General features: G+C 54.2%; 20 protein-coding genes and 1 pseudogene. 10 read left to right on the forward strand and 11 right to left on the reverse strand.

What is annotated here, in order from left to right:
• Window positions 1-36: 36 nt before the first annotated feature.
• The 5 genes from zwf to KRAC_RS06510 form a co-directional block, all read right to left on the reverse strand.
• A complete protein-coding gene (gene zwf, locus KRAC_RS06490; protein ID WP_007905400.1) occupies window positions 37-1,629 on the reverse strand; it encodes a glucose-6-phosphate dehydrogenase in 1,593 nt (530 codons plus the stop codon).
• Window positions 1,630-1,920: 291 nt separating this feature from the next.
• Window positions 1,921-2,898 carry a hypothetical protein gene (locus KRAC_RS06495; protein WP_007905401.1) on the reverse strand — a complete coding sequence of 326 codons (978 nt, stop codon included), beginning with the start codon at window positions 2,896-2,898 and terminating at the stop codon, window positions 1,921-1,923.
• A 177-nt stretch (window positions 2,899-3,075) separates the two neighbouring features.
• Window positions 3,076-4,155 (reverse strand): alpha/beta hydrolase, encoded by a 1,080-nt coding sequence (locus tag KRAC_RS06500; protein ID WP_007905402.1) that lies wholly within the window; start codon window positions 4,153-4,155, stop codon window positions 3,076-3,078.
• 217 nt (window positions 4,156-4,372) lie between these two features.
• Window positions 4,373-5,911, reverse strand: coding sequence for a phytoene desaturase (locus tag KRAC_RS06505; protein ID WP_007905406.1), 1,539 nt, complete (start codon window positions 5,909-5,911; stop codon window positions 4,373-4,375).
• A 450-nt stretch (window positions 5,912-6,361) separates the two neighbouring features.
• Entirely contained in the window at window positions 6,362-6,805 is a 444-nt protein-coding gene (locus tag KRAC_RS06510) for a transglycosylase SLT domain-containing protein (RefSeq protein ID WP_007905408.1), read from the reverse strand.
• A gap of 516 nt (window positions 6,806-7,321) precedes the next feature.
• On the opposite strand from KRAC_RS06510, the gene KRAC_RS06515 reads away from it, so the two are divergent.
• The 8 genes and pseudogenes from KRAC_RS06515 (at window position 7,322) to KRAC_RS06545 (ending at window position 14,180) form a co-directional block, all read left to right on the forward strand.
• Window positions 7,322-8,716: a nicotinate phosphoribosyltransferase gene (locus KRAC_RS06515; protein WP_007905409.1), complete on the forward strand. Its 1,395-nt coding sequence runs from the start codon at window positions 7,322-7,324 to the stop codon at window positions 8,714-8,716.
• 179 nt (window positions 8,717-8,895) lie between these two features.
• On the forward strand, window positions 8,896-9,780 hold the full coding sequence (locus KRAC_RS06520) for a hypothetical protein (RefSeq protein ID WP_007905410.1): 885 nt from the start codon (window positions 8,896-8,898) through the stop codon (window positions 9,778-9,780).
• 10 nt (window positions 9,781-9,790) lie between these two features.
• Entirely contained in the window at window positions 9,791-10,012 is a 222-nt protein-coding gene (locus tag KRAC_RS74435) for a hypothetical protein (RefSeq protein WP_040442014.1), read from the forward strand.
• Window positions 10,013-10,034: 22 nt separating this feature from the next.
• Window positions 10,035-10,637: an IS607 family transposase gene (locus KRAC_RS06530; RefSeq protein ID WP_083814685.1), complete on the forward strand. Its 603-nt coding sequence runs from the start codon at window positions 10,035-10,037 to the stop codon at window positions 10,635-10,637.
• A 35-nt stretch (window positions 10,638-10,672) separates the two neighbouring features.
• A complete protein-coding gene (locus KRAC_RS75580) occupies window positions 10,673-11,083 on the forward strand; it encodes a helix-turn-helix domain-containing protein (RefSeq protein WP_052568031.1) in 411 nt (136 codons plus the stop codon).
• 43 nt (window positions 11,084-11,126) lie between these two features.
• Window positions 11,127-11,954 carry an RNA-guided endonuclease InsQ/TnpB family protein gene (locus tag KRAC_RS75585; RefSeq protein ID WP_052568033.1) on the forward strand — a complete coding sequence of 276 codons (828 nt, stop codon included), beginning with the start codon at window positions 11,127-11,129 and terminating at the stop codon, window positions 11,952-11,954.
• On the forward strand, window positions 11,842-12,093 hold the full coding sequence (locus KRAC_RS75590; protein WP_244422107.1) for a zinc ribbon domain-containing protein: 252 nt from the start codon (window positions 11,842-11,844) through the stop codon (window positions 12,091-12,093). Before KRAC_RS75585 ends, KRAC_RS75590 begins: the two co-directional genes overlap by 113 nt.
• A 778-nt stretch (window positions 12,094-12,871) precedes the next feature.
• Window positions 12,872-14,180: pseudogene (locus KRAC_RS06545) on the forward strand (RNA-guided endonuclease InsQ/TnpB family protein).
• Between the two features lie 46 nt (window positions 14,181-14,226).
• Here KRAC_RS06545 and KRAC_RS60955 read toward each other — a convergent pair.
• Window positions 14,227-15,048 (reverse strand): type II CAAX endopeptidase family protein, encoded by an 822-nt coding sequence (locus KRAC_RS60955; RefSeq protein ID WP_007905421.1) that lies wholly within the window; start codon window positions 15,046-15,048, stop codon window positions 14,227-14,229.
• A gap of 306 nt (window positions 15,049-15,354) precedes the next feature.
• Between KRAC_RS60955 and KRAC_RS06555 the strand changes: the two genes are divergently transcribed.
• Entirely contained in the window at window positions 15,355-15,891 is a 537-nt protein-coding gene (locus KRAC_RS06555; protein WP_007905423.1) for a cysteine hydrolase family protein, read from the forward strand.
• A 421-nt stretch (window positions 15,892-16,312) separates the two neighbouring features.
• Window positions 16,313-16,507: a hypothetical protein gene (locus tag KRAC_RS70850; RefSeq protein ID WP_157506332.1), complete on the forward strand. Its 195-nt coding sequence runs from the start codon at window positions 16,313-16,315 to the stop codon at window positions 16,505-16,507.
• Between the two features lie 124 nt (window positions 16,508-16,631).
• Here KRAC_RS70850 and ndk read toward each other — a convergent pair whose 3' ends face one another.
• The 5 genes from ndk to KRAC_RS60960 form a co-directional block, all read right to left on the reverse strand.
• A complete protein-coding gene (gene ndk, locus KRAC_RS06565; RefSeq protein WP_007905430.1) occupies window positions 16,632-17,096 on the reverse strand; it encodes a nucleoside-diphosphate kinase in 465 nt (154 codons plus the stop codon).
• A 356-nt stretch (window positions 17,097-17,452) separates the two neighbouring features.
• Window positions 17,453-17,803: a roadblock/LC7 domain-containing protein gene (locus tag KRAC_RS06575; protein WP_007905431.1), complete on the reverse strand. Its 351-nt coding sequence runs from the start codon at window positions 17,801-17,803 to the stop codon at window positions 17,453-17,455.
• 21 nt (window positions 17,804-17,824) lie between these two features.
• A complete protein-coding gene (locus tag KRAC_RS06580; protein ID WP_007905432.1) occupies window positions 17,825-21,280 on the reverse strand; it encodes a tetratricopeptide repeat protein in 3,456 nt (1,151 codons plus the stop codon).
• A gap of 27 nt (window positions 21,281-21,307) precedes the next feature.
• A complete protein-coding gene (locus KRAC_RS06585; RefSeq protein ID WP_007905433.1) occupies window positions 21,308-22,585 on the reverse strand; it encodes a M16 family metallopeptidase in 1,278 nt (425 codons plus the stop codon).
• 418 nt (window positions 22,586-23,003) lie between these two features.
• Window positions 23,004-23,831, reverse strand: a complete 828-nt coding sequence (locus KRAC_RS60960; RefSeq protein ID WP_007905435.1) for a zinc ribbon domain-containing protein — start codon at window positions 23,829-23,831, stop codon at window positions 23,004-23,006.
• Window positions 23,832-23,980 lie beyond the last annotated feature (149 nt).

The raw sequence follows: 23,980 nt of genomic DNA on the forward strand, positions 1-23,980 counted from the left end.
CACCGCAGGTGCTGAGAAGTGATGCAGAACAGGCAACTAAGGGTTATCCCAGGAACGCCCATCGCGCTCAAGCAACTCATTCGCCTCAACAGGCCCCCAGGTTCCGGCTTTATAAGTATGCACCGTCGAGGTGGGCAGCCGCTTCCAGACCTTAGTAATGCTATCGATAATGAGCCAGGACGCCTCGATCTCGTCGCGGCGAATGAAGAGCGTCGAGTCACCCAGAATACAGTCCGCGATGAGGCGCTCATAGGCTTCAGGCGACTCAATACCGAAAGCCTGGTTATAAGAGAAGCTCATATCAACCGAACTTAGCTGGTTGGCCGCGCCAGGCACCTTGGCTCCAATCTTAAGCGCGATACCTTCATCCGGCTGGATGCGAATCGTCAAACGATTCGGCACCAGGCCCTTCGTCTCGGAGGGCTTATACAGTTGATGCGGCACACGTTTGAACTGGATGGTTACCTCAGTGCTACGCTTGGGCAGACGCTTGCCCGTACGAATATAGAATGGTACATCCTCCCAGCGCCAGTTCTCAATAAAGAACTTGAGCGCCACATAGGTCTCCGTCGTCGAGTCAGGCTTCACACCCTGCTCTTCTTTATAGCCCACCACGTGCTCGCCATCGACCTCGCCCGCCACATACTGCGCACGCACCACGTCCTGTTTGGCCTCGTCAGGCGTCAGGGGATTGATCGCGCGCAGCAACTTGACCTTTTCATCGCGAATCGCCTCCGCGTCAAAGGCCACAGGCGGTTCCATACCTGTCAGGCAGAGCACCTGCATAATATGGTTCTGCACGATATCCCTGATCGCGCCCTCGCTCTCATAGAACTCGGCCCGCGTGCCAATACCTAGCGACTCGGCAACCGTTATCTGCACGTGGTCAATATAGCGCTGGTTCCACAGTGGCTCAAAAATGCCATTGGAGAAGCGGAACGCCAGGATGTTCTGCACCGTCTCCTTGCCCATATAGTGATCGATGCGGTAGATCTGATTTTCACGGAAGACGCGGCCCAGGTCCCGGTTCAGCTTCTGTGCCGTTGCCAGGTCATGCCCAAAGGGCTTCTCAATAATGATCCTGGCCCAGGATTTGCCATGATTGTTGCCATGGTTCCCATGCTCATCATGACCATTTCCGGCACGAGCCAGGCCCGCCGCGCCCAGTTGCGCGATAATCTGACTATCCGTTTCGGGAGGCGTGGCCAGGTAGAAGAGGCGATTACCAGCCGTCCCTTGCTCATGGTCCAACTTCTCTAAGAGCTGTTTGAGCTTCTGATATCCCTGCGGATCTTCAAACGTCGACTGGCAGTAGAAGAGGTGCGAGGCAAACTGCTTCTGCCCCTCCTCATCAAGGCGATCATCTTCGGGCATATAGGTATTGATAGACTTCAGTGCCATCGCGCGCCACTGCTCATCATCCAGGGGACGGCGCGCAAAGGCCACAATACAGAAGCTCTGAGGGAGGGGATGATCATGCATCAAATGTGCCAGTGTTGGGAGCAATTTGCGCTGCGCCAGGTCGCCAGTTGCTCCAAATATGACGATTGCACAGGGCTGGGGCATATGCCCATCCTGCCAGATCTTATGTGGCTTCAATTTCTGCGAGGCTTCAGCCTGCTGAGTCATATATATTCTCCTTCATTACAAAAACCTTCTCTCTATAGTACACGATAAAGGTTCCACTAAAGGATAAAACGGCCGTGCCTCCCACCAGTCGCGCCTGAATACCACACAAAACCCGGTCGCTTGCTGAGGTGGAGAGAACGCATAGGAGGTCGCGTCGAACTGCGACATACCTATTAATAAGATCTTCAGACTCATCCAGACAACCGGGCTTATTTTGAGAGGGCTATACGCCGTAATCAAACGGGCCAACCTCTCGCCAGAACAACTATTCGATTGTGGCTATCATTCAGTTCAGGCTTTCACTCTCCGCTTATGTGGTGCTCCATGGTATATGATTTTTACCATCGAGACAGGGGTCGCAAACACAATCGCACAGACGACACAGATGACTATGGGTGCAATCAACGCCAGCGAGAGCAGAGGGCTGGTATCGGCATGGAGAAGATGCAAACCGCCAAACTGGAGCGTGACCAGCAGCAAGAGCATCCCAAGCGACGACACAATGGCTCGCATACGCCAGCGCGCCTGGAAACGCGCCTCTACCATCTGCTCGCGTAGCTCAGCCTGCTCGCGCGCCGAGTTCTGCAATGTTAGCAACTTCTGCCGCTCGGCGTCTACTTGCTGGCGCTCGTGTTCCAGCCGCTCATTCATACGTTGGATCTCACGCTTTAAGAAGAGAATTTCTACCAGGTTTTTGTCTTCCCGCTCTTTCGCGTGGCGCTGGAGCGTCTCAAGCACTCCTTCCAACAAAGGTGGGGTTGTCTCTGGGGCAACTTCCAGCTCTTGCGTCACTTGCGCAATCTTCTCCTGAGCGAGTTGTGAGGCCGAGGCATCAAGCGCTTGCTGTAACTCCTGAAAACGCGTCACCAGCGATTGGTGTTCGCGTTGCAGGCCAGTATGTGCCTCCAATACCTCCTGCAATTGCTGCCCATGCGCGTCCATCTCCTGCTGGTGCGCGCTATGAATGATGGCGACATCGTGTTCATAGCGCACATGAAGCAGAGCATACTCCTGGCGCGCCTGGTGCAGTTCCTCACGTACTGTCTCCAGCATCATACGCAGATGTCGATTCTCTTCGCGCGTCTGTGTATGCTGGCGGGGAGCAATACGTGGCGGGAACGTCTCCACATGAAGATTGGGTAGGGCATCGGTCGTTGGTTGATGACGTAACTGCTGTCGCTTCAAGCGCAGCGCACTCCGGCGATCGGGAACACGTACAATGCTCTCCAATTCGCCCGTGGTGGGAGTTATCTCATCAGGTGTCAGCATGTCTCTCCTCTAGAAGCACACTTACCGGGTAGTACATCAGCTATTAGACAACTTATGCGCGTTTCATCATAAAACATACCTTTATCCCTAAAAAGATTATGCACATAAAAACTCTATTTTTGCAAGTGTTCCTGTCCAGGTACTCAGGCCTGATATTTTCGCTTGGCTAGCAACTATTCAGTTCTCGCCCTCATCGTTACGGTGCTGCTCGGGAAAGTCTGGTCCCAACTGGCGCTCTAGAAAGTTCTTTAAGACGCTATTGTACTGACGCGGATTATATCCATAGGCATCACAGTGCGATCCCCCCTCTACAAAGTAGGTCTCCAGGGGAACCTCGTAAATCTTGGCCTGGCTGGCGATCTGACGCGCATGCGCAATGGGAATAAGCTGATCTCCTTCAGCATGAATCAAGAGGATAGGCACGGGGCGCCGACGATCCGAGGTCTGGGCATAGGTTTTCCAGCCCTGCCAGCGTTTAAAGCTAGCATCCGGACGCGCCACAAAGGTGAAGCCGAAGCGCAGGCGGAAGACAAGCACGCTCATGCCCACAGTCGCCCAGGCCAGCGGAGGCAGGAGGGAGCGCAACTGGGCCACCAGGCGCGGCCAGCGCTTCCAGCGATTACTGGCCTCCAGCAGGCGGTACTGCACCAGCCTGCGCATAACCTCGTCGGAGCGCGCATAGGGGCTATCGGCGATGATGGCACAGACATCGGGATGTGGAGGAGTCAGCAGAGCCACGGAAGCTCCCATCGAGAAACCATGGATGATGATACGCCCAGGTAATGTCTCCGGCTGACTACGCGCCACAATCAAAGCGGCTTCGAGATCACGCACCTCAACATTTCCCCCACTCGTGGAAGCCCCTTCACTGCCTCCATGCCCGCGAAAATCAAAAGCCAGCACATTATAGCCACGCGCATACTCTAAGGTAGCTACGGAGCGCAGGTGCGCCCGCGATATACGATATCCATGACAGAGGACGACTGTGGGAGCTGGACACGGCTGCGCCCAGAAGTCACCGCTAAGCAGTTTGCCATCGGCGGTTTTGAAGAGTAGAGATCGTTGCAACGAGGGATCAGGATCAGAGGCAGATTGAGGCATGGTCCAGGTGAAACCGGACTCATCCAGAACCAGGTGCGGTCGAGAAAACTCCTCTACGATATGATTCGCAATAAACGCCAGACCACTAGTAACTGTCAAGCCCAGGATGCCGGTACCGGTCGCGACACCCAATGCCCAGCGACGCTGCTCAGACATGGCTGCCCTCCTTCTAGGGACCACGGAATGCATGGCACGTGTCCTTAAGCACGCACAACATGCGCTCCAATGACGCTTATTTACCTGCATACACGCTTTTCCACCCTAAGCTGGTGGCTCCTTGGCGGCCAAGGCCTGCCTCATCGTGAGGCCACCTCTGCCGCATACAGGTAAATAGCATAGCCACTCAATTATATGAGCGAACCGCCTGTCTCTCCTATGTACGCGCCTGTAACACGTTTTCCCTTCCGCCACTTACTTCTCCTAAATTAACTTTCCCCTTTTGGCCATCCTGACCAATCATATCTGCTACTATTTTACCTGAACTCATGACTCCAGGTAAACCCGCACCGGGGTGAGTTCCTGCACCCGCAAAGTAAAGATTGGCAATATCCTCACTCACATTATGCGGACGGAACCAGGCCGACTGTGTCAGAATCGGCTCAACCGAGAAGGCGCTGCCCAGATGGCTGTTCAATGTATTCTGGAAATGCAACGGATCAATATAGTGCTCGCTCACGATATGCTTCGAGAGATCCGGCAGGTAACGCTCCTCCAGGTAGCTAACGATCGAGTCCCGATAGGGCTTCGCCATCTGCGTCCAATCAATCCCACTGCCCAAGTGCGGCACCGGGGAGAGCACATACCAACAATCACAGCCCTCGGGGGCCATCGAGGGATCGGTCGCCGTTGGACGATGCAGGTAGAGCGAGAAATCTTTCGCCAGGACCTTGAGCTTGAAGATATCATCCAGTAAACCTTTATAACGCGGTCCCATCAGGATTTCGTGGTGCGCGACATCCTCATACTTGCGATCCGTACCAAAGTAGATCACAAAGAGCGACATCGAGTACTGCATCTTCTTGATCCGGCTATCGGTATACTTGCGCCGGGCCTTCGCTGGCACGAGATTCAGGTATGAATAAGCCACATCGGCATTACAGACCACGCTATCCGCCGCGATATACTCTCCTGAGTTGAGCACAACGCCATTCGTCAGGCCAGTGCGCTCGTTTACCTGGATCTGCCCAACATCCTGGTTGAGATGCAGCGTGCCTCCCATATCCTCAAACAGCTTGACCAGGCCCTTGACCAGTGCCCCAGTACCACCCTGAGCGTACCAGATGCCAAACTTGCGCTCCAGCGTGTGGATCAGCGCGTAGATAGAGGTACTCTCAAAGGGATTGCCGCCAATCAGGAGGGGGTGAAAGCTAAAGACCTGGCGCAGGCGCTCGTCCTTTATATACTGGTTCACCAGGCCCGCGACCGATTTATAAGCCTGCAAACGCACCAGATCTGGTGCCACCTTCGCCATCGAAGACACTGTTGTAAAGGGCTGGTCAATTAATTCAAAGCCCCTCTCATAAATCTGCTCTGTATCCTGGGCGAAACGCAGATAACCATCCACATCGTCAGGATTAAAGCGCCGAATCTCATTTAAGATATGCTCGCGATCACCATCATAATGAAAGACAGAACCATCTTCAAAGCGAATATTATAAAAAGGATCGATCGACATCAAATTGACGTAGTCCGCCATCTCTTTGCCACAGAGCGTGAAGAGATCATGAATCAGCCAGGGAGCCGTAATAATGGTTGGTCCCCCATCAAAAGTAAAGCCATCCTGCTCATAGACATAGGCGCGCCCACCTGGCTTATCGCGCTTCTCAAGAATGGTCACTTCATGTCCCTGAGCCTGCAAACGAATCGCGGCGGTCAAACCACCAAAGCCACTACCAATAACAACAATCTTCATGGGTCAGCACCCTACTTTTATCCTCTATGTAACGCAACAATATCATAAGTGCCAAAAAGCTACAGCTATCTCCAGTATGCCCCTCACACAACAATCTGCCAGCAATGTGCTTATCACGCCAGCCAGGCTCATCCACACATTGAAATAGACGGGAAAAGTTAAGAAAAAGGGTAATCGGCATGATCGCCACCGGCATCATCCTACTCCTCGCCTGAGAACATATAGACACCATCAGCGCATGAGGTGCTTCAACTTGGGATGGGCTTGCCCTATCCTTCTCCTCATACCTGATAGAGTAAGGGAGTATGGTGTCGGCGTGGCAGTGCCACGTTGACACCATACTCCCTTACTCTCCGAGCCACGTAGTGGCGAGAAGTCACTTCTACAAAGCAAACAGCCCACCCGATGAAATATCAGGTGGGCTGTTGCGTATACGCTATTCTTTATTGATTAGGGCTGGCACTGCCACTCGTACCAGCTATAGCCGTCGCGCTGGAAGATGTGGTAGGCTGCCTTGATGTTGGCATAAGCATCATAAGGTGAGCTACCAGCCATAGGCGTCCCATTCCAGGTGCTTGGGTAGAGGATCTGGAAGACACCAGCCGCATGGCTGTTACCAATGGGCTGCGTATTGGTCGCGTTCGGATTGAAGTGCGATTCACAACGGGCGATGTTGATCGCCTGATCGGCGTGAGAACCAAAGACCTGGCGAATCATCGAAACGACGTCCGCATTGGCATTAGCCGTGTGAACTTTAGCAGAGGCTGTCCGCGCACCCAAACCAAGCATGGCAGTCATCATCATAACACCAAACAGTGTTGCCATTCCAAGCTTCAGCAGCAAGCTCTTTACGTTCTTCGCCTGTTTGGATGTCTGGATAGTATGCTCTTTCACGTATACTCCTTTTTTTACAAAATCAGTCAAAATCAGTGGTTGTATCTCATTAGTGGTAGATCGCTTGTGTTCAAGCACAAACGTTTGTGGGTGACTGTATATGTCTCATGTCACCGCGTCTTGATACTAAAGATATACGGCTATCATTTCCCAGACTTGAGAAAACATAGTACCCCCAGGCTATAGCAAGCAATCAACAAAAGAGTCAAAATGCTACTTAGCAATATTCTAGAAGCAATAAAGCCAGGACCCTATAAGGCTTGAAGATATATAAAAGCAATAACAACTTTTTATAAAGCAGAGAAGGATAGTACTAGAGTAGTACCAGTGGGGGTATGCAAGCCTCAACTCCCCTCATAAGAGTAGGGTCATGCGGGTGTCTATGTCGGGCATGTGCCCGACATAGACACCCGCATGACCCTTTAATGCACATTGGCTTGCTTAAATATGGTAAGATGTACACTAACTTGGCAGAAGCATAATTTTGCAGAGGGCATTGCCTGAAGAGGTTTGTTTATGAATCGTCGCGCACCCAACTACCATCCAGGATTAATGAGTGATATGTATCATCCAGATTCAGCATATGTTTCGTGGCGCACCGGCTATAATGGACTCACAACCTTCGATCTCTATACCCGTACGGCACCCTTCGGTGGTACCTATATGCTGGTTGCAGGTCTGGAGGCCGCGCTTGAGTTTGTACAGGCCTTTCGCTACAGCGACAAAGAACTGGAGTTTCTCGCGCGCATCCGCGACTACGATGCCTCATTCCTCGATGAACTGGCGCAGACACGCTTTACAGGTGAAATCCTGGCCTTACCAGAGGGCTCAATTGCCTTTCCTAACGAACCTATTATGCGCGTGACGGCCCCTTTCCGCGAGGCTATATTGCTGGAGGCCGGACTGCTACAGTCCATGGGTCTCTCGACCCTGATCGCCACCAAGGCTTCGCGCATCGTTTATGCCGCTGAAAAAGGTCGTACACGCCGCGTGGCCGAGTTCGCCTTTCGTCGCGCTCAGGAGCCTATGACGGTGGCGCGTGCCTCCTACATTGGTGGCTGTGCCAGCACCTCACTGCTCAATGCCGCCTATGAGTATCGCCTACCCGCGACGGGAACTGTGCCGCATGCCTTGATTGAGATGTTCCCGACCGAGGAAGAATCCTTCTACGCCATTGCTGAGGCCTATAATCGCTACACGCTGCTCCTGGATACCTACGATGCACGTGCGGCGATCCATAAAGCCATTGAGGTCGCTCTACGCACACAGGAGACGATGGGGCATACCCTGGCCGCGGTCCGCCTGGATAGTGGCGATCTCGCCTCTGATAGTATCTATATCCGCGAACAGCTCGACAAGGCTGGACTACACAGCGTACGCATCCTTGCCAGTGGTGACCTGGACGAGTGGAAGATCAGTGAACTACTCGAGGCCGGAGCGACAATAGATTCCTTTGGCATCGGGACCACTCTGGGCTATGGCGCGGGCTCCGTTGAGCGTGGCATCGCCGGTGGCTCGCTTGGGACCGTCTATAAAGAGGTCTGGTACGTCGACGAGTCAGGGACCGAATATCCCAAAATGAAGATCGCAGGCGCCAAAAGTACCTGGCCAGGGAAGAAAGAGATTTATCGCCACCCCAACTGGGAAGAGGATGTCATTCAGCTTTCCCATGAACCACATCCAGAAGGCTACCAGCGCCTGCTGCGTCCCGTGGTGCGCAACGGCGAAATCATTCCCGGTAGCCTCCCCCCACTCTCAGAGATCCGCGAGCTGGCTCAGCAAAATCTGGAGGCGCTCCCCGCCCGATATCGCGCCCTCGCACCAGAGCAGCCCTATCCCGTACGCTTCAGCGATGGTCTGCAATCACTCCGCAAACAGGCTGCACGCTTGATTGGCGTCGACCTCGATTAGGACTATTGTCCGCTATTGCCTCGAAAATAAATACCTGTGATCTTGTGCATAGCGCCGCATCTCTCGCGTCGCGCGCAAGATCACTCTTTTGTGGGAAGAAAAAATGTACCCGAATATGCTGCCCAATCGTTAGAAACAACAGAGCCATATAAACTGAGAGGTAAGGTAAAACAATTAGGATGCCAGAACGTATCGCCACTCCAATTGAACAAGCTATCCATACGCCCATGCTTGCTTCCGAGCTTGAAACACTCAAGCAGCCTGAAACACCCATTAAAGCGCTTCCAGAGAAAGAGGTTATTATCTGGACGCCGCGCTTTATGGTGACGTTCGCGCTACTGGCGGTCATCTGGCTGAGTGCTGGCAGCCTGATAGCTCAGGGCCTGCAAAATCACCTGCCCTTCCTATCTCCCAACAGCAAGATCCTCCTCGTCGAGACCACATTCGTCTTTGGGGGCTGGATTACCCTTCTCTTTACCTCGCGTAACACCTGGCTACGCCTGGGCAGCATCTGTGGTGGCGCCTGGGGAGTGCTCTCGCTCCTTAATTTTGCGCTGCGAACCTTCACCCCCCACCTGGATGATGCCCTCATTGCCTACTTTACAACCGCGCCCTCTATTGTGCTGCTGGGCACCTATGCCTGCCTCTCCATCCATCGCACCCCCATCAAACGCTGGGACAGCTATTTTGTCGCCCTGCTTCCTCTCGTCGGCGCCCTGGTCGTGCTAGGCCTCTATTTTTTCAGCCCTCTCGATGCGCGTTCCCTGGAGAACATTGAGAGTTGGATGGGCATCACGGCACGCTGCCTGGGTATCGCCATCTGGTGGCTACGCCCCTCCTGCTGGAAAACGCAGACCAGCCCCACCATCCTATTTGGGCTTGCTTCACTCCTCTCACTCCTCTTCAGCATCCCCAAGCTCATTACAGGTGCTGACAGCATCTTCCTCCCCCAGGTAGCGATGCTCTGCTTCTTCCTGGCCCTCTGCCGCCTCGTCCAGGGCGAACTCCGCCACCAAAAGCACACTGAGGAGAACAGAGCACAGCCACTCCAGCTAATACAATAGCGCGTTCCTCATGCCAAAGGTAGAGCGTCTCAACGGAACCTATCAGGATTGCAGATTCGACCACGCTAGCATAAAGAATAAACAACAGATTGCAAAAAATATAGCAAGAGGGGCAATTGAGAGAATTAAACCACTGATAGCCATACCTTTTCTAGTAGAAGATCCGAGGCCGATGGCAGAGAAAACAATCCCAAATACAGGGGTTAAAAATATTTTAGAGCACATTGACTAATATGGATATTTCATGGCAATCTATGGACATGAAGTTAAGTCAGTATGCCAAAAAAGCTGGAGTCACCTATAAAACCGCCTGGCGGTGGTATAAAGCCGGGACGCTCGATGCCTACCAAACGCCCACAGGGACGGTGATCGTGCGCGATCCGGTGGCGGAGAAGCCGGAGACGGGGCGCATCGCCTTGTATGCGCGCGTGTCCTCTGCTGCTCAAAAAAGCGATCTCGCGCGCCAGGTGCAACGCCTGCGCGACTACGCGGCGGCCCGTGGCTACCCAGTGGCCAAAGACGTCGTCGAAATTGCATCGGGCCTCAACGACAACCGCCCGAAATTCCTCAAGCTGCTGGCCGACCCAAGTATTGGCACCCTTCTTGTCGAACACCGCGATCGTGGCACCCGTTTTGGGTGGCGGTATCTCACAACGCTGCTCCAAGCCCAGGGACGCCGCATCGAAGCCATCTTTCCCCATGAGACGCAGGACGATCTCGTCGATGACGTTGTCAGCCTCATTACCAGTATGGCGGCCCGGATGTACGGCAGGCGCGGCTCTCGGCACAGAGCCGAACGAATCAAGCAGTGCGTGGAATCTCTCATGAAAGAGGAGCGGACCGAGGAGTGCGTTTGATGAGGCGTTCTTAAGAGGCAGGCAGGACCGGATCGATGCTGATTACACGCGGCTATCGCACGCAATTAGATCTCAATCACCAACAAATCACCCTCTGCAAACAGCATGCAGGCGCAGCGCGCTGGTCCTGGAATTGGGGGCTCAGACGCAAGCAAGAGGTCTATCAACAGGAGAAACGCTGGATCAGTGCGATGGAACTGCACCGGGAATTGAACACGCTCAAGCAAACCGAGATTCCCTGGATGTACGAGGTGTCAAAAGCCGCGCCGCAGGAGGCGTTACGCGATCTGGATCAAGCCTACAGGAACTTTTTCCGCCGCTGTGACCTCAAGAAAGAAGGCAAGTGGAGGGGCAAGCCGGGGTTCCCCAAGCCGAAGACCAAACGGAACGGAGTGGGCAGTTTCCGGCTGACAGGCAGTATTCATATTTTACGAGCAAGCCATTGAACTGCCGCGCTTCGGACGGCTGCGCCTGCACGAGTGTGGCTATTTGCCTACCGGCGGCGTCGCTGTGCTCTCGGCCACGGTCAGTGAAAAGGCAGGGCGCTGGTTTGTCTCGGTGCAGGTGAGTGAGCAGGTGCCCGATCCCCCACAGGCAGCTGGTCCGCCGATCGGCGTAGATACCGGGATCAAAACCCTGGCCCAATGCTCCGATGGGCGTGCCATTGCCAACCCCAAAGCCCTCACATCCGAACTCAAGCGGATCAAGCGGCTGCATCGCTGGCTCTCCCGGAAACAGAAAGGGAGCAAGAACCGCGCCAAAGCCCGTCAAAAATTAGCGCGCAAGTATGCCCGCGTCGCTTATGTGCGCGAGGATGCCCTCCACAAAGGCACAAGCCAGCTCACCCGCGCCCAACTGACGCCAGAAGAACGTGAAATCCGCAAAGCTGAGATTGCTGCTACGTTGCCAGAGCCGAAAGCCAAGGTGAAGCCAAAGCGTGGCAAGCGATCGAAGAAGAAGCCGCCCCCAGAGCCCCTGCCGAAAACCATTGCGAACAAGGTCAAAGCCAAGCAGATGAAAAAACTGCTGCGCCAGGCTTGCATCTCGGATGCCCAGAGGCGTCCTGCCGTGGTCGTGCTTGAAGATCTCAATGTGGCAGGGATGCGCACAGAACCACAAGCTGGCTCTGGCAATCAGCGATGTCGGATTAGGCGAGTTCAAGCGGCAAATAGGCTACAAAACGTTCTGGCAAGGAGAAAACCTGCTGTGGGCAGATCGCTGGTTTGCTTCCACCAAAATGTGCTCTGGCTGCAACCATATCAAAGAAGAGATAGACCTTTCAGAGCGCATCTATGTCTGCGAGCATCCGGCCTGTGAGCTGGTGATCGATCGTGACCTCAATGCCGCGCTGAACCTGGCAGCGCTGGCGATCTTGTATCTGAGCGGGCAGCCAGGTCCCTACCGGGAGTTCCTCGGGAAGGGTGAAACGCCTGTCGGAGAGGGCAGCTCTGGCTGATCCGTCGTGAGATGGTTCAGTGAAACTGCCCTCGGTGAAGCAGGAACCGATCCGGGTGAATGTGGCTTGTCCATATTTGTCCAAGTGTCGGAGAACGGTAATCAACATAATGATGATAGCCCCCCATATGGCAAAAGCACCAAAGTATTGCCAGTATGGGATTGGCAAGAAAAAAGAGAAAAACGCCACAACGTAAGAGCACAAACCAGCCAGGCTGATCATTCCCAGGATAAAGCCCGTAAGAGCTGTATTGCGTCGAAAATTTGTATCTAGTATAGGCAATGGATAGCGGCTAAAAAATTGTGAATTTGCAATCGAAGACGGTTGATTATCCATATGTGCTCTTTCTCCATAATCACTAATATTGTCCAGATTACTACCGATTATAGCGAAAACGCCGCTCGGTCGCCTAGATACATTCTATAGACGCCCAGATTACACCAGAGTGCAACAAATCCCCATCCGCAACACTCCTTACAGAGTAAGAAGCCATCGTGCCTTCTTCCAGACTTCTCTCACATACGCGACACTCCTTACAACGATAAGAGGATGTGGTGGCGGGCTGGCAAAGGCAGCCCGCCACCACATCCTCTTACTCTGCGAGCCACATAGTGGCGAGAAGTCACCCAAAACGCCGCAGGATGCCCCTGCCCTTTCAGGCATGGGGAGGAATGCGGCGTTCCTTTGTCGGTGGCTTGGGTGGAATACGCCGTAGACATGCTCTCATCTGCTCATGTATTGTTGACAGTCAGATGAAAACTATGGTATAATTTAGCGTATGCAAACGGTAGTAACAGCGAAACTCAAATTAAATACAACGCCCGAGCAATTCAAGGCATTACGTACAACGCAACTGGCGTATCGGGATTCTCTCAACTATGTGAGCCAGTACGCCTTTGAGCATGGCAAGATGAGCAATGCTGTTCGTTTGCAAGATGCCACCTACGAAGAGATCCGCCTCCGTTTTCATCTGCCTTCGCAAATGGCCTGTTCTGTTCCTCGCCAAGTTGGTGCCTCGTATAAAACCCTCTGGACAAAGGTCAAGAACAATGCTGTTCATCGTAAGGAAGGGAAGACCAAGAAACGCTACAAAGGGCTTGATAAGGCTCCCTAGTTCATCTCCCCCACGTTGACCTATCAGTACAAGAAAGACTACACCTTCAAGAAAGAGCAGCAGGTGAGCATCCTGACCCTTGAGGGACGTGTTATCGTGCCCTATACTGGCTACAATAAGCATGTGGCATTGATCCAGCGTGGAGCGGAGATTGGTGCATCGAAACTCTGGTATGACAAGCCCAAGAAACAATTTTACCTCCTTGTCTCTCTTGCAATTGAGACGGCTGATCCTACACCTGAAACACACAAGCAAGTCGTTGGCGTGGATGTGGGGATGCGATACCTTGCCGTCACGGCGACGATGCAAGGGGATTGCACCTTCCATTCAGGCAAACAGATTGTCCCCAAGGCAAACCACTCCGCACGACTGAGAAAACGTCTGCAAAAGAAAGGCACTCGTTCAGCGACAAGAAGGCTCGTTGCCATCAGTGGACGAGAGAGACGGTTGAAGCAGAATACCAATCATGTCGTGAGTAAGCGGATTGTCCAACAGCACCCTCAAAGCTTGATTGGACTGGAGCATCTGACAGACATTCGAGAGCGTACCAAACGACGCAAAGGCAAAAATGCAAAACAGCGAAAAGCCAATCGTACCTTCTCCAAATGGTCCTTCGCTGAGTTGCATAGCATGATTGCCTATAAAGCGCTCTTACATCGAAGTATGGCAATCAAGGTCGATGCCAACTCTACCTCGCAAGCGTGCCCCAAATGTGGGCACACCTGCAAAGAGAATAGACCCAACAAAGGATTGCTCTTCGTCTGTCAGAATTGTCAGTACACGCTCCATGCCGATCTGGTTGGTGCAAGAAACATTGCGATGCGAACACTTCTTATCCGGCAAGACTGGAGAGGAACGGGCCTCTTGTCAGTACGCGCCTTCTGTGTCGGACGATGAAGCCAAAGCCGCACGCCTGAAACGGTATGCTGAATTGCGGTGGAGTTCAGACACAACTCCAAGCCCTCGGCTTTAGCCGTAGGGTACTGACTCAATATCCAAACAGTAACCCAGACAGCCCACTAAACATTGATAACGTGGGTCAGCGCCAACACAATCAGCAGCGAGCTATACGCATTATTGAGCGTATGCAAAAGAATTCCTGGCCAGATGGAACGCATGCGACAGCGCAAATAGCCAAGAATCAAGCCAATCACCAACAAGACCGCAAACGAACCGGGATCAAAGTGCGCAAGGGCAAAGACAACCGCGCTGATAATAATCGCCCAACCATTGGACATGCTCCGGCGCAAGCCGCCGAGTAAGAAGCCACGGAAGAAGATCTCCTCGCAAATGGGCGCAACAAGCACACCAGCCGCCAGCGTGGCATACGTAGTAAGCGGATCGATCCTCCCTTTCTCAAAAATGTACTGGTCATTGGTCTGGATCGGCAAGTGGAAGGTCGTAATCACGGCCTGGTATACAAAGTTTGCCAGGTAGATCAGAAAGAAGAAACCAATAATAGCGACACAAGCATGCCAGACATGGAAACGCCTGAACCCCAGCCCTTCCAGGGCAGCCCGCCAATGCGATTTCCCTTCAGCAGGCCGGGTTGTGCGCCAGGCTATAAGCAATGGTCCCGCTATGAAGACGCCCTCAACCAGGGTAGCCAGGACAAGGGTCAGGAAGGCTTTGAGCGGGTTATTGGTGATGGAGGCCGTACTTACGGTATAACTGGAGTAGATGATGGCGGAGACAAGCCAGAGGACGGCGGTAAGCACCACACCCAACATGACATCATTAAGCGTCCAGGGCGCGATGTCACGCTCCTCTTGCCTTATAGCTGAAGCCTCCTTTTGCGGAGGCATAGCAGAAATATTTGGATCAGACTTCGGTTCAAACAACGGTAGCTCCGGTTCTAACAGCGTCTAGAAACGCCGCTTGCCTTGTAATACACTGCAATCCTGCACCAAGGGATGGTTGACTCAAGTGACTTCAGACAGCCAGATGAGCGCGCTATGCCATTCTATAGATAGTACGATTAAACATTGAGAGAGGATACGCTTTTCAGGGCGAAACTGTTCAGCTCTCCACATTCCCATTTCACAAAAAATTGGTGAATAAGGACGTATTTTATCCTGAAGGAAGGGTATGCTCTAGAGAGTACTTTAATGGTTGTCTCAAATAGTTTATACCACAAGGAAACTGCTATGGCTGTACAGACTGCTCTCCTGTTGATTGATGTCCAAAATGGCCTGTTTGATGAGGTATATGAAGAAGAGGCTGCGGTCTTATATATTCTCGTCGAGTTGCTTGAACGGGCACGCAATCAGCAGGTCCCGATTCTCTATATCCAGCATGGTGGTGGATCTGGGCATCCACTAGAACCCGGTACTCCAGGCTGGCAGATTCATCCCCTGGTCGCGCCTCATTCTGAGGACATTATTGTCCACAAGAGCGCCTCCGATGCCTTTTATGAGAGTTCACTGCACGACACACTTCAATCACTTGGGGTCACACGCCTGGTGGTAACTGGCGCTCAAACAGAATATTGTGTCGATGCCACCTGCCGCCGTGCCGCCTCCCTCAACTACGATGTGTACCTGGTAGCCGATGGTCATACCACTAGCGACAATGGCAAGTTGACCACCGCTCAGATTGTCGCCCACCACAATCATCTTCTCGCACAGCTTGCCCATCCCACCCATCCTATCAGAGTGCTCCCTACAACAGACATTGCTTTCTAGCGCCATATACAATCTCCTGGCTCTTCCATAGAAGGGTAAGTGTGGGGCGCACGGCGGAGCTGGGGCGCCCCACACTTACCCAGCGAGCCACGCAGTGACGAGAAGTCGCAAGGGGGAAATCACAAGTAGAGCGGGCAATGGTGGAGTTATAGCGGAAGTAACACAATCTTGCAGCTATTATACCATAAACTGACCCGTTTTGTCTGTAGTCTTTGCTCTATTATTCTAAAAACAATGTGATATACTACGGGTACCCATAGTAACTTCGATATACAAAACAATTTAGGAAGGATAAGGAGACAATTTGGCAGGCGAAATCTACACTCATCCATCTGAAAATTCAAATTGGCGGAAACACAAGAATGCCTGCCCTTGTTACCGGGAACGCTGGTTTCCCTGCAACGATGTCTCAGGGGAGCCCATGTACCAGGTCTTTTGCCTGCAAGGGACCCCGCCCGAGACCTTAGAAGAGCAGGATAAATGTTTCCGCAGCAAAACGCGCTGCTGGCGGCTTAGCGAACAGAAAAAAGCCTCATCGAGCCAGGCTGCGGCAGGCACACAAGAAGAACCCGTCAAAGTAAGCCGGAACGAGAAACGAGCCAGCAAAGCCAGCTGAGCCCTACCTACACTTCCCATGCCTCTTCACCAGGCCATAGACCTGGGTCAGGATAAACAAACAAGGGAGACTTGTCCATAAGAGCAAGTCTCCCTTGTCGTTTTCTGATCTTGCGATCGTGCGACTACTCGCGCTCGCTCGAATTGTACACGTAGGTCTCGAGGATATCCTTGTACTCGAAGAGCTCCTCGGCTTTGAAGAAGCGAGGAACCTCGGCTTTGGCCGTCTCCAGGGAATCTGAGCAGTGGATGAGGTTCGCCTGCACGCTCATGGCAAACTCGCCACGAATGGTGCCAGGAGCCGCCTCGCGCGCCTTGGTGATGCCACAGAGTGCGCGGACCGTGTCGACGGCCTCGACGCCCTCAAGGCAGAGCGCGACCACGGGAGTAAGCTGCATGAAGGATTTAACCTCGGGGAAGAAGCTGCGACCCACCAGATGGCTATAGTGCTCGTTGAGCAGCTCATCCGAGAGGCGCATCATTTTGAGGCCAGTGATCTTCAGGCCTTTGCGCTCAAGACGAGTAATTATTTCACCGATCAGGTCGCGCTGGACCGCGTCGGGTTTCAGCAGAACAAGAGTTCGCTCCATGGTTACAATAAATCTCCTTAATATAATGGATGTGTAATTGCAATGCTAGTCTCTGTGGCATTGCGCCGCAGATAGGAGGGTGAGGCTATCGGCCACGACGACCAACACCCTCACCCTCCTACCCGCTGCATTGCCCTCTGTGCCCGAAAAAGCAAGCGTTTCAGGCGAAATATGCTCCACATATGCATGGCTAACTACCATGCGCACGCGCAGTATAGCAACTCGAGGCTGGAAGATCAATGGATGCCACATATCCAGGGCAACACGGCGCTACTTACGTACGCACCTACGCTCGCTGGCCAGGTGCAAGCGCCCAGCGTAGGCGCGTACGTAAGTAGCGCACGTCCCCCGTTCTTCTAGTACCCGCTGGTGACCAGTTCGTTCAGTTGCGCACAGGCTTTCTTCATCTCCAGGCGTACGCGGCCCATATTGCCTTTACCTGTTGTTGTCACGATCAGGATTAAGTCGCCCGCCGCCTCCATTTGAATCGTCCCCTTCTTCGTCTCGATGACAACGTGGCTGGTTTCCCCATTGCTAATCTGCTCAGTAAAACTGGTAATGGAACCAAATGCGGCTGCGGACATAGCGCCGACGACCTCCTCGTCTTCGCTATGCAGTATACCCGAGACGATCAAACCATCTTTCCCCACCAGGATGGCATCGTACACCTCGTCAAGGTCAGTCAGCCGTTGCAGAATAGTTTCCACGTCAGAACTCCTTATTGATGATTAGGACTTAGCCTTCTTCGCCATGGTTAGCGCCTTATTATACGCCTCCATTGCCTGGAGATATTCTCCCTGGCGCATGTATGCATCCCCCAACACACGATAGCCGGATGCATAATTGGGCGCCAGCTTGAGCAATGCCCGGAGATTGCTTACCACTTCTCCCAGCACCTCCGGCGAGGTACGAACCAAGACGCGATACTCTTGCATCGCCTCGTCATAGTCGCCCACCAGTTGATACTGATAGCCCTTGAGTAGGCGCTCCTGGGGCTTGCCGCTCCCTTCGCTTGCCGCTGATTGGCGCTCCACGGGTCGGCTGCGTACCACAGGGGATTGCGGCTCTTTCGCGTTACGCTGCATCGGCTGAAGACGTATCGCGGGCCGCTTCATGGTTGTTTCCAGGCCATCTTCCAGGAAGGGATTCGGGCGCGCCTTCGACTGCGGCGAGGACTTCTCCACCTCAGGTTTGGGCGAGGCCGCAAATGGCGTAGCTGGCTGGACAGGGGCCGACTGAGGCTCTAGCTCGCGTGAAACTGGCTGTACCGGCATGGAAGGAACGGCACCTAGTGCGGCCACCCATGAAGGCTGTTCCGCTGATGGTTGTGGCTCGGGCGCGACACTCGCGGCTGGCTGGACAGGAACTTGCGGCTCTTCCTGAGCGCGCTGGCTCACCAGGCCTAGCTGGGCCAGGGCGGAAGAGAGTGAAGTACTCTCCTGCGCCTCTGGTTGGCTCGGCTGTAATTGCTGCTGCCAGTCCTGCACTTCCGGTTGGCTTGGCTGTAATTGCTGCTGCCAGTCCTGCACTTCCGGTTGGCTTGGCTGTAATTGCTGCTGCCAGTCCTGCGCTTCTGGTTGGCTCGGCTGTAATTGCTGCTGCCAATCCTGCGCCTCTGGTTGGCTCGGCTGTAATTGCTGCTGCCAGTCCTGCACTTCCGGTTGGCTTGGCTGTAATTGCTGCTGCCAGTCCTGCGCTTCCGGTTGACTCTGCTGTTGCTGCCACCCTTGCAATTCGCGCAAGAAATCGGGCGTCGCTCCCTGAGTTTCCTGCTTCAGGGCCCCCAGGTAGTCTGGAATCTCCGAAAACTCAGGCTGATCAGGCTGCTCTGGCGTGACTGGCTCTGTTTCCGCCAGGGAGGAGAGACTGTGTGGTTCCATGGGGATAAAGCCCTGCGAGTAGAGGTTTTTCTCCAGATCCTCTAGTGAGCTGACAACGCTCTGCTCATTCTCGTTCGTGCCTGGCGCCTCCGCTTGCGCTGGCTCAGGCGCCTCGTTGAGAGGCGCAGGCTCGGCGGAGCGTGAGAGTTGAGACATCCACGAGGGAGCGGGCAGAGGCTCGGCGGGCGCTGTCCCCGAGGAACCAAGTAACTGGTTTGCCCACTCAGGCATGGTGGCATGCGCGCCTGGCTCGCCAGCCATATCGCTGGAGAAGTTCCAGGAATCAAACGTGGGCAGTGACGCCTCTTCCTGTGAAGCCTCATGATGTACTTCTGGCTGCTCAAGGTGTGCGCTGGGCGTGGCGGCGTATCCCGGCCAGGAGGCAAAGGGATCGGCCGATCCCGGCTCTGGCGCAGGCTGGATGGGTTCAGAGGTCGTGGGCAGTTCGACACTGGGTTTGGGCTGCTCCGCAGGCTGAGGGCTCACTGGCGCCTCTGACTTTGCGACAGGTTTGGAGGCTTCTGGCCTGGCTTTGGGGAGCGAGATAGCAGGCATCTCCATGCTATTCTCCCTGCTCGCGGCCCCTATCGACTTCAGCCAGGAGGGGCCGAAGGAAGACTCTTCCTCGTCATCATTCATGGCAAAGGGCGAGGTAAAGGCGTCTTCATTAGCCTTAGCCTCGGCTTTCACTTCAGGAGTTACCAGAGGCTGGGAAGCCACGGCTGGTTGAGATGGCTGGACTGGCGTTGGTGGCTGCTGAGATACAACCGGAGCAGAGACCTCCAGGGCCTCACCACTAGGCTCCGCCATACGCTGGCGCTCGCCCTGGGTCAACATATCCAGCCATTCTGTGGGTGTTGCTTCACCCTTATTCGGAGTGGTCGGCGCCTCCCAAACACCACTGGATGGTTTGTTTGGCGCTGTGGTGGCTGGTTCACTGGCGGAAGGCTCATTGCTTATGCCGGACCAGGAGGCGCTGGAAGGCTGTTTCGAGAGCTGCTCAGGCTCGGCGGCTGGCGAGGATGCTTCGTCCTCAAACGAGGAGGAGAGATATTTACGGGCCTCGGCCAGCAAGGCACTGAGGTCCGTTTGATTCGACTGATTGGTAGTGGCAGCAGCGGCGGGTCGGTCGACACCGGGCCAATCCCAGGTAGAAGAGGAGCCAGCCGGGGCTTCTGCTCCAGGCATAGAGGCTTCACTGGCAGGCGCCTGTTGCGCCTCCTGAGATTCGGCACCAAAACCAGGCCAACTCGGCCGGCTCGACGAGGTGCTTGACTGCTGTTGTTCGGGAATAGCATCGAAGCCAGGCCAACTCGGCCGGCTTGATGAGGTACTTGACTGCTGAACCTCCTGGGAGGTGGAATCGAAGCCAGGCCAACTCGGCCGGCTTGATGAGGTGCTTGACTTCTGAACCTCCTGGGAGGCTGCATCAAGGCCTGGCCAGCTTGGACGGCTCGACGAAGTGGATGGCTGAGGAACAGATACTTCTTGAACGGATTTGTCCAATGCCACCGGGTCTCGCTGGATAAGGGCCAGAAATGGCTCATGGGCAGGCGTCTGCTTCGCCAACAAATCGGCAAAGAGTTCTTGTGCCATCAGCAAATCAGGGTCGAGAGCCTCGGCGCGCTTGATGAGATCTTCAGCCTGGTGCAGATCACGCGGCGAGATGATGTGGGCGAGGAGAAGTTGCGCCTTCAGGCAGCCGGGCACATCCTGCAAAATCTGGCGTGCAAGCTGCTCGGTCCGATCATACAAGCCCTCACGCCAGAGTGCCTCAAGCAGACCCAGACGCGCGTCCAGTCGTTCAGGGGTCACGGCGAGGACCGCCTCCCACTCCTGAATAGCCTGCGTTACCAGGTCACCACGCGTATAGAGCCGGGCCAGACCTGCGCGCGAGAACATAAAGCCCTGCTGACCTGCCCTGGCACTGAGCTTATTAAACTCCTCGCGAATGTGGCTATTGCCGCGGCTCAACTCATAAGCCTGCTGGTAACAATCGAGGGCCGTATCAAAATCCGAGAGACTCTCGCTAATTAAGGCCCGGTCACAATACACAACTACATTCTCGGGATCATTCATCAACACCCAGTCGAAGGCCTGCTGAGCCTCTTCTAGTTTCCCCTGAGCGAAGTAGACCTCACCGAGCAGGCGTTGTGCTTCCAGAGACTCAGGATGTTGAGCCAGAATATGCTGACAACGAGCCAGGGCCTCTTCATGCTCGCCTCTGCTGATTAGATCCTCGGTCTGTTGTAAATAATCACGAAGCGTAGTTGCCGGATTCGTTTGTAGCTTGGTTTGTGCCATAAAACAAGGTCTCCTCTTCCCGCAGCATTACACACCTGTAAGCAACTTCTCAAACTCACCTGCTCGCTGTATTCCATCTGGTCCAATAATCGCCAGGCGACGCCACTGGGGCGCGAAACACGACTGTGCTACACGCTGTACATCCTGTACAGTCACGGCGTCAATATGGGCAATGATATCATCGATCTCCCGCACCTGGTGCTGCGCGCACTCCTGGCTACCCAGCCAGGATGCTACCTGCTGGGTTCCCTCAAGCCCCAGCAAGAAGCCACCACGCACATAGGCTTTGGTGCGCGCTAACTCTTCGTCCGGTACTAGCTCTGTGCAGAGGTGCTCCAGTTCCACCAGGATGGCCCGAACGGTGGCATCAATACTCGAAGGGTCAACGCCCGCGCTCACCACCAGGCTCCCAGTTTCATGGTAACAGTTCAGATAGCTACCAATATCATAAGCCAGACTCTGCTCCTCGCGAATCGACTGGAAGAGGCGTGAACTCATTCCATCGCCCAGTAGAGCATTGATAAGCAAAAATGTAAAATAGTCGGCAGAGCGATACGAGGTCCCCAGGGTGGTCAAGCAGACGTTTGTCTGCTCGGTGTCCTTCTCAATCATACGGACAGGTACTACGTCGACGGGGGGCAGCGAGGCACTCCAGCCTGGGAACTCGCTCGGCTCCCAGTCCCCGAATAGCTCTTCAGTCACCTGGCGCACCTGCTCAGGATCAATATTGCCAGCGACGCTGATCACCAGCGAGTTAGGGCGATAAAATGTGTGGAAATAATCCAGCATTTGCTCAAGCCTCAACTCTGAGACAGAATCGACAGTTCCGGCATCATCGCGTCCCAGGGGGAGAGCAGGCCACATCACCTCGTCAGCCAGGAGATTCACCCATTCCTGGGGATCATCCTGTGTTGAGCTGATCTCCTCAATAATCACGTTGCGCTCTTTTTCGACCTCGGTTGGATCAAAAAGTGGGCGACGGAACATATCAGCAAAGACCCGCATGACAGTAAAGAGTTGTTCCGCGGGTACGCGAGCCGTATAATTCGTCAGTTCCTTCCCCGTGCTCCCATTGAAGACACCCCCGACTCCTTCAATCGCCTCGGAGATAGCCCTGGCAGAAGGATAGTGCTGCGATCCTTTAAAAAGCATATGCTCAATGAAATGGGACACGCCCGCGACGTGGTTATCCTCATGACGCGAACCTACCATAAAGAAGAAGGCAATACTGGCGGAACGCATACCAGGCATTGAGGTAGTAAGTAGACGTAAATCATTAGGCAGAGTCGTTCGCTCGTAGTTCATGCGCAGTTCTGGCGCGTAGCCACTTATGCTTAAACGAAAACCAACCCCCATTCGGGGGCGCGGCGCCAGCCGTGGCTAGCGCTTCGCGCTCAGGTTTTCGGATAGGCACTTAGGTGGTAAGAGGGCACCAGTTCTCCTTATATTTCCTGATATTTCCTGATCCAAATAGGACTAATACAATACCAACAACCCGGACAGCTTATTTTTCTGCATACGGAGACGAGAGTATCTCGCCGTATTATAGACGGTTTCTGACGTTGTCGCAACTAAACAGAAAAGGGAGATAGCCAATTTTGGTATATTGAAGGTATGAGAGGGCCCGCTACTGGCTACCCTAAAGGGCACATGGTACACGGCTACGCCACCATGTCAGGGGTAGTCGCGTACGCCAGTAGCGGGCCCAGATGCGCCAGTCAGATTAGAGGCCGATATTATCCATAAAGCCGAGCAGGCCACCATTATCGTCATCATCCTCGCGTCGATGATGGTGGTGATGCTGGCCCTCGACCAGGTTCTCGAGGAGCATCTCGCCGCCAATCACCGCTGCGGCACCTCCCAGCGCCCCCATGGCATACTTGCCTCCATTGCCCTGCATAAAGCCGCCGGGCTGCTGACCAGGAGCCATCGCGTTCATGGGCACGGGCACGACACCTGCCAGATTGGTGCGACAACCACGACAGTAGGCGGTCCCGATAGGAGCCATCGCCATACAGGTGGGACAACGCAGCACCATCTGCCCCTGGCCCATCATGGGATCGGGCTGATACGCGCCATAAGGTTGCTGCGCTGGCTGGGGATACTGTTGCCCATACTGCTGTGGGTATGGTTGCTGCTGTGGATAGGGCTGTTGTGAGTATGGTTGCTGCTGTGGATAGGGCGCCTGGTTCGGATACTGCGGCGCTTGCGGATACTGAGGCTGCGCTGGCGGAGAGGGATACTGTGGATACTGCCCCGACGAAGTATAGGGAGGGGTCGCCTGGAGCTGAGAGCCACAATTTGTGCAGAAGGCGCTGGACAAGGGCAACTCAGCATGACATGAGGGGCAGGCCCGCGTCGTGGGCGCCGAAGCGACAGGTGCAGCCTCTTTAAGTGAGCCGCCGCAATGTGCACAGAAAGCCGCATCTGCGCGCACAGACCCCTGACAGTGAGGACATGTCCTCATGGGCTGAGCAGCCTGCACAGATGTACCGCACTCAGGACAAAACTTCTTTCCGGTGACATCAGCACCACAAGATGTACAGGTCATGGCTTTAGAGTTCTCCTTGAAAAGCGCATCGTAGTTCTTCTTGCATCTAAGACGCAGTGTAGCATAGTTTTTAGCACACGTCGAGCACAGAAAAGAGGAAAGAAAAGAGTGTGCGTAAAAGCCGGGGCATTGCCCCGGCTTTTACGCAC

Origin of the sequence: Ktedonobacter racemifer DSM 44963 (genome assembly GCF_000178855.1) — a bacterium.
GTDB lineage: Bacteria > Chloroflexota > Ktedonobacteria > Ktedonobacterales > Ktedonobacteraceae > Ktedonobacter > Ktedonobacter racemifer.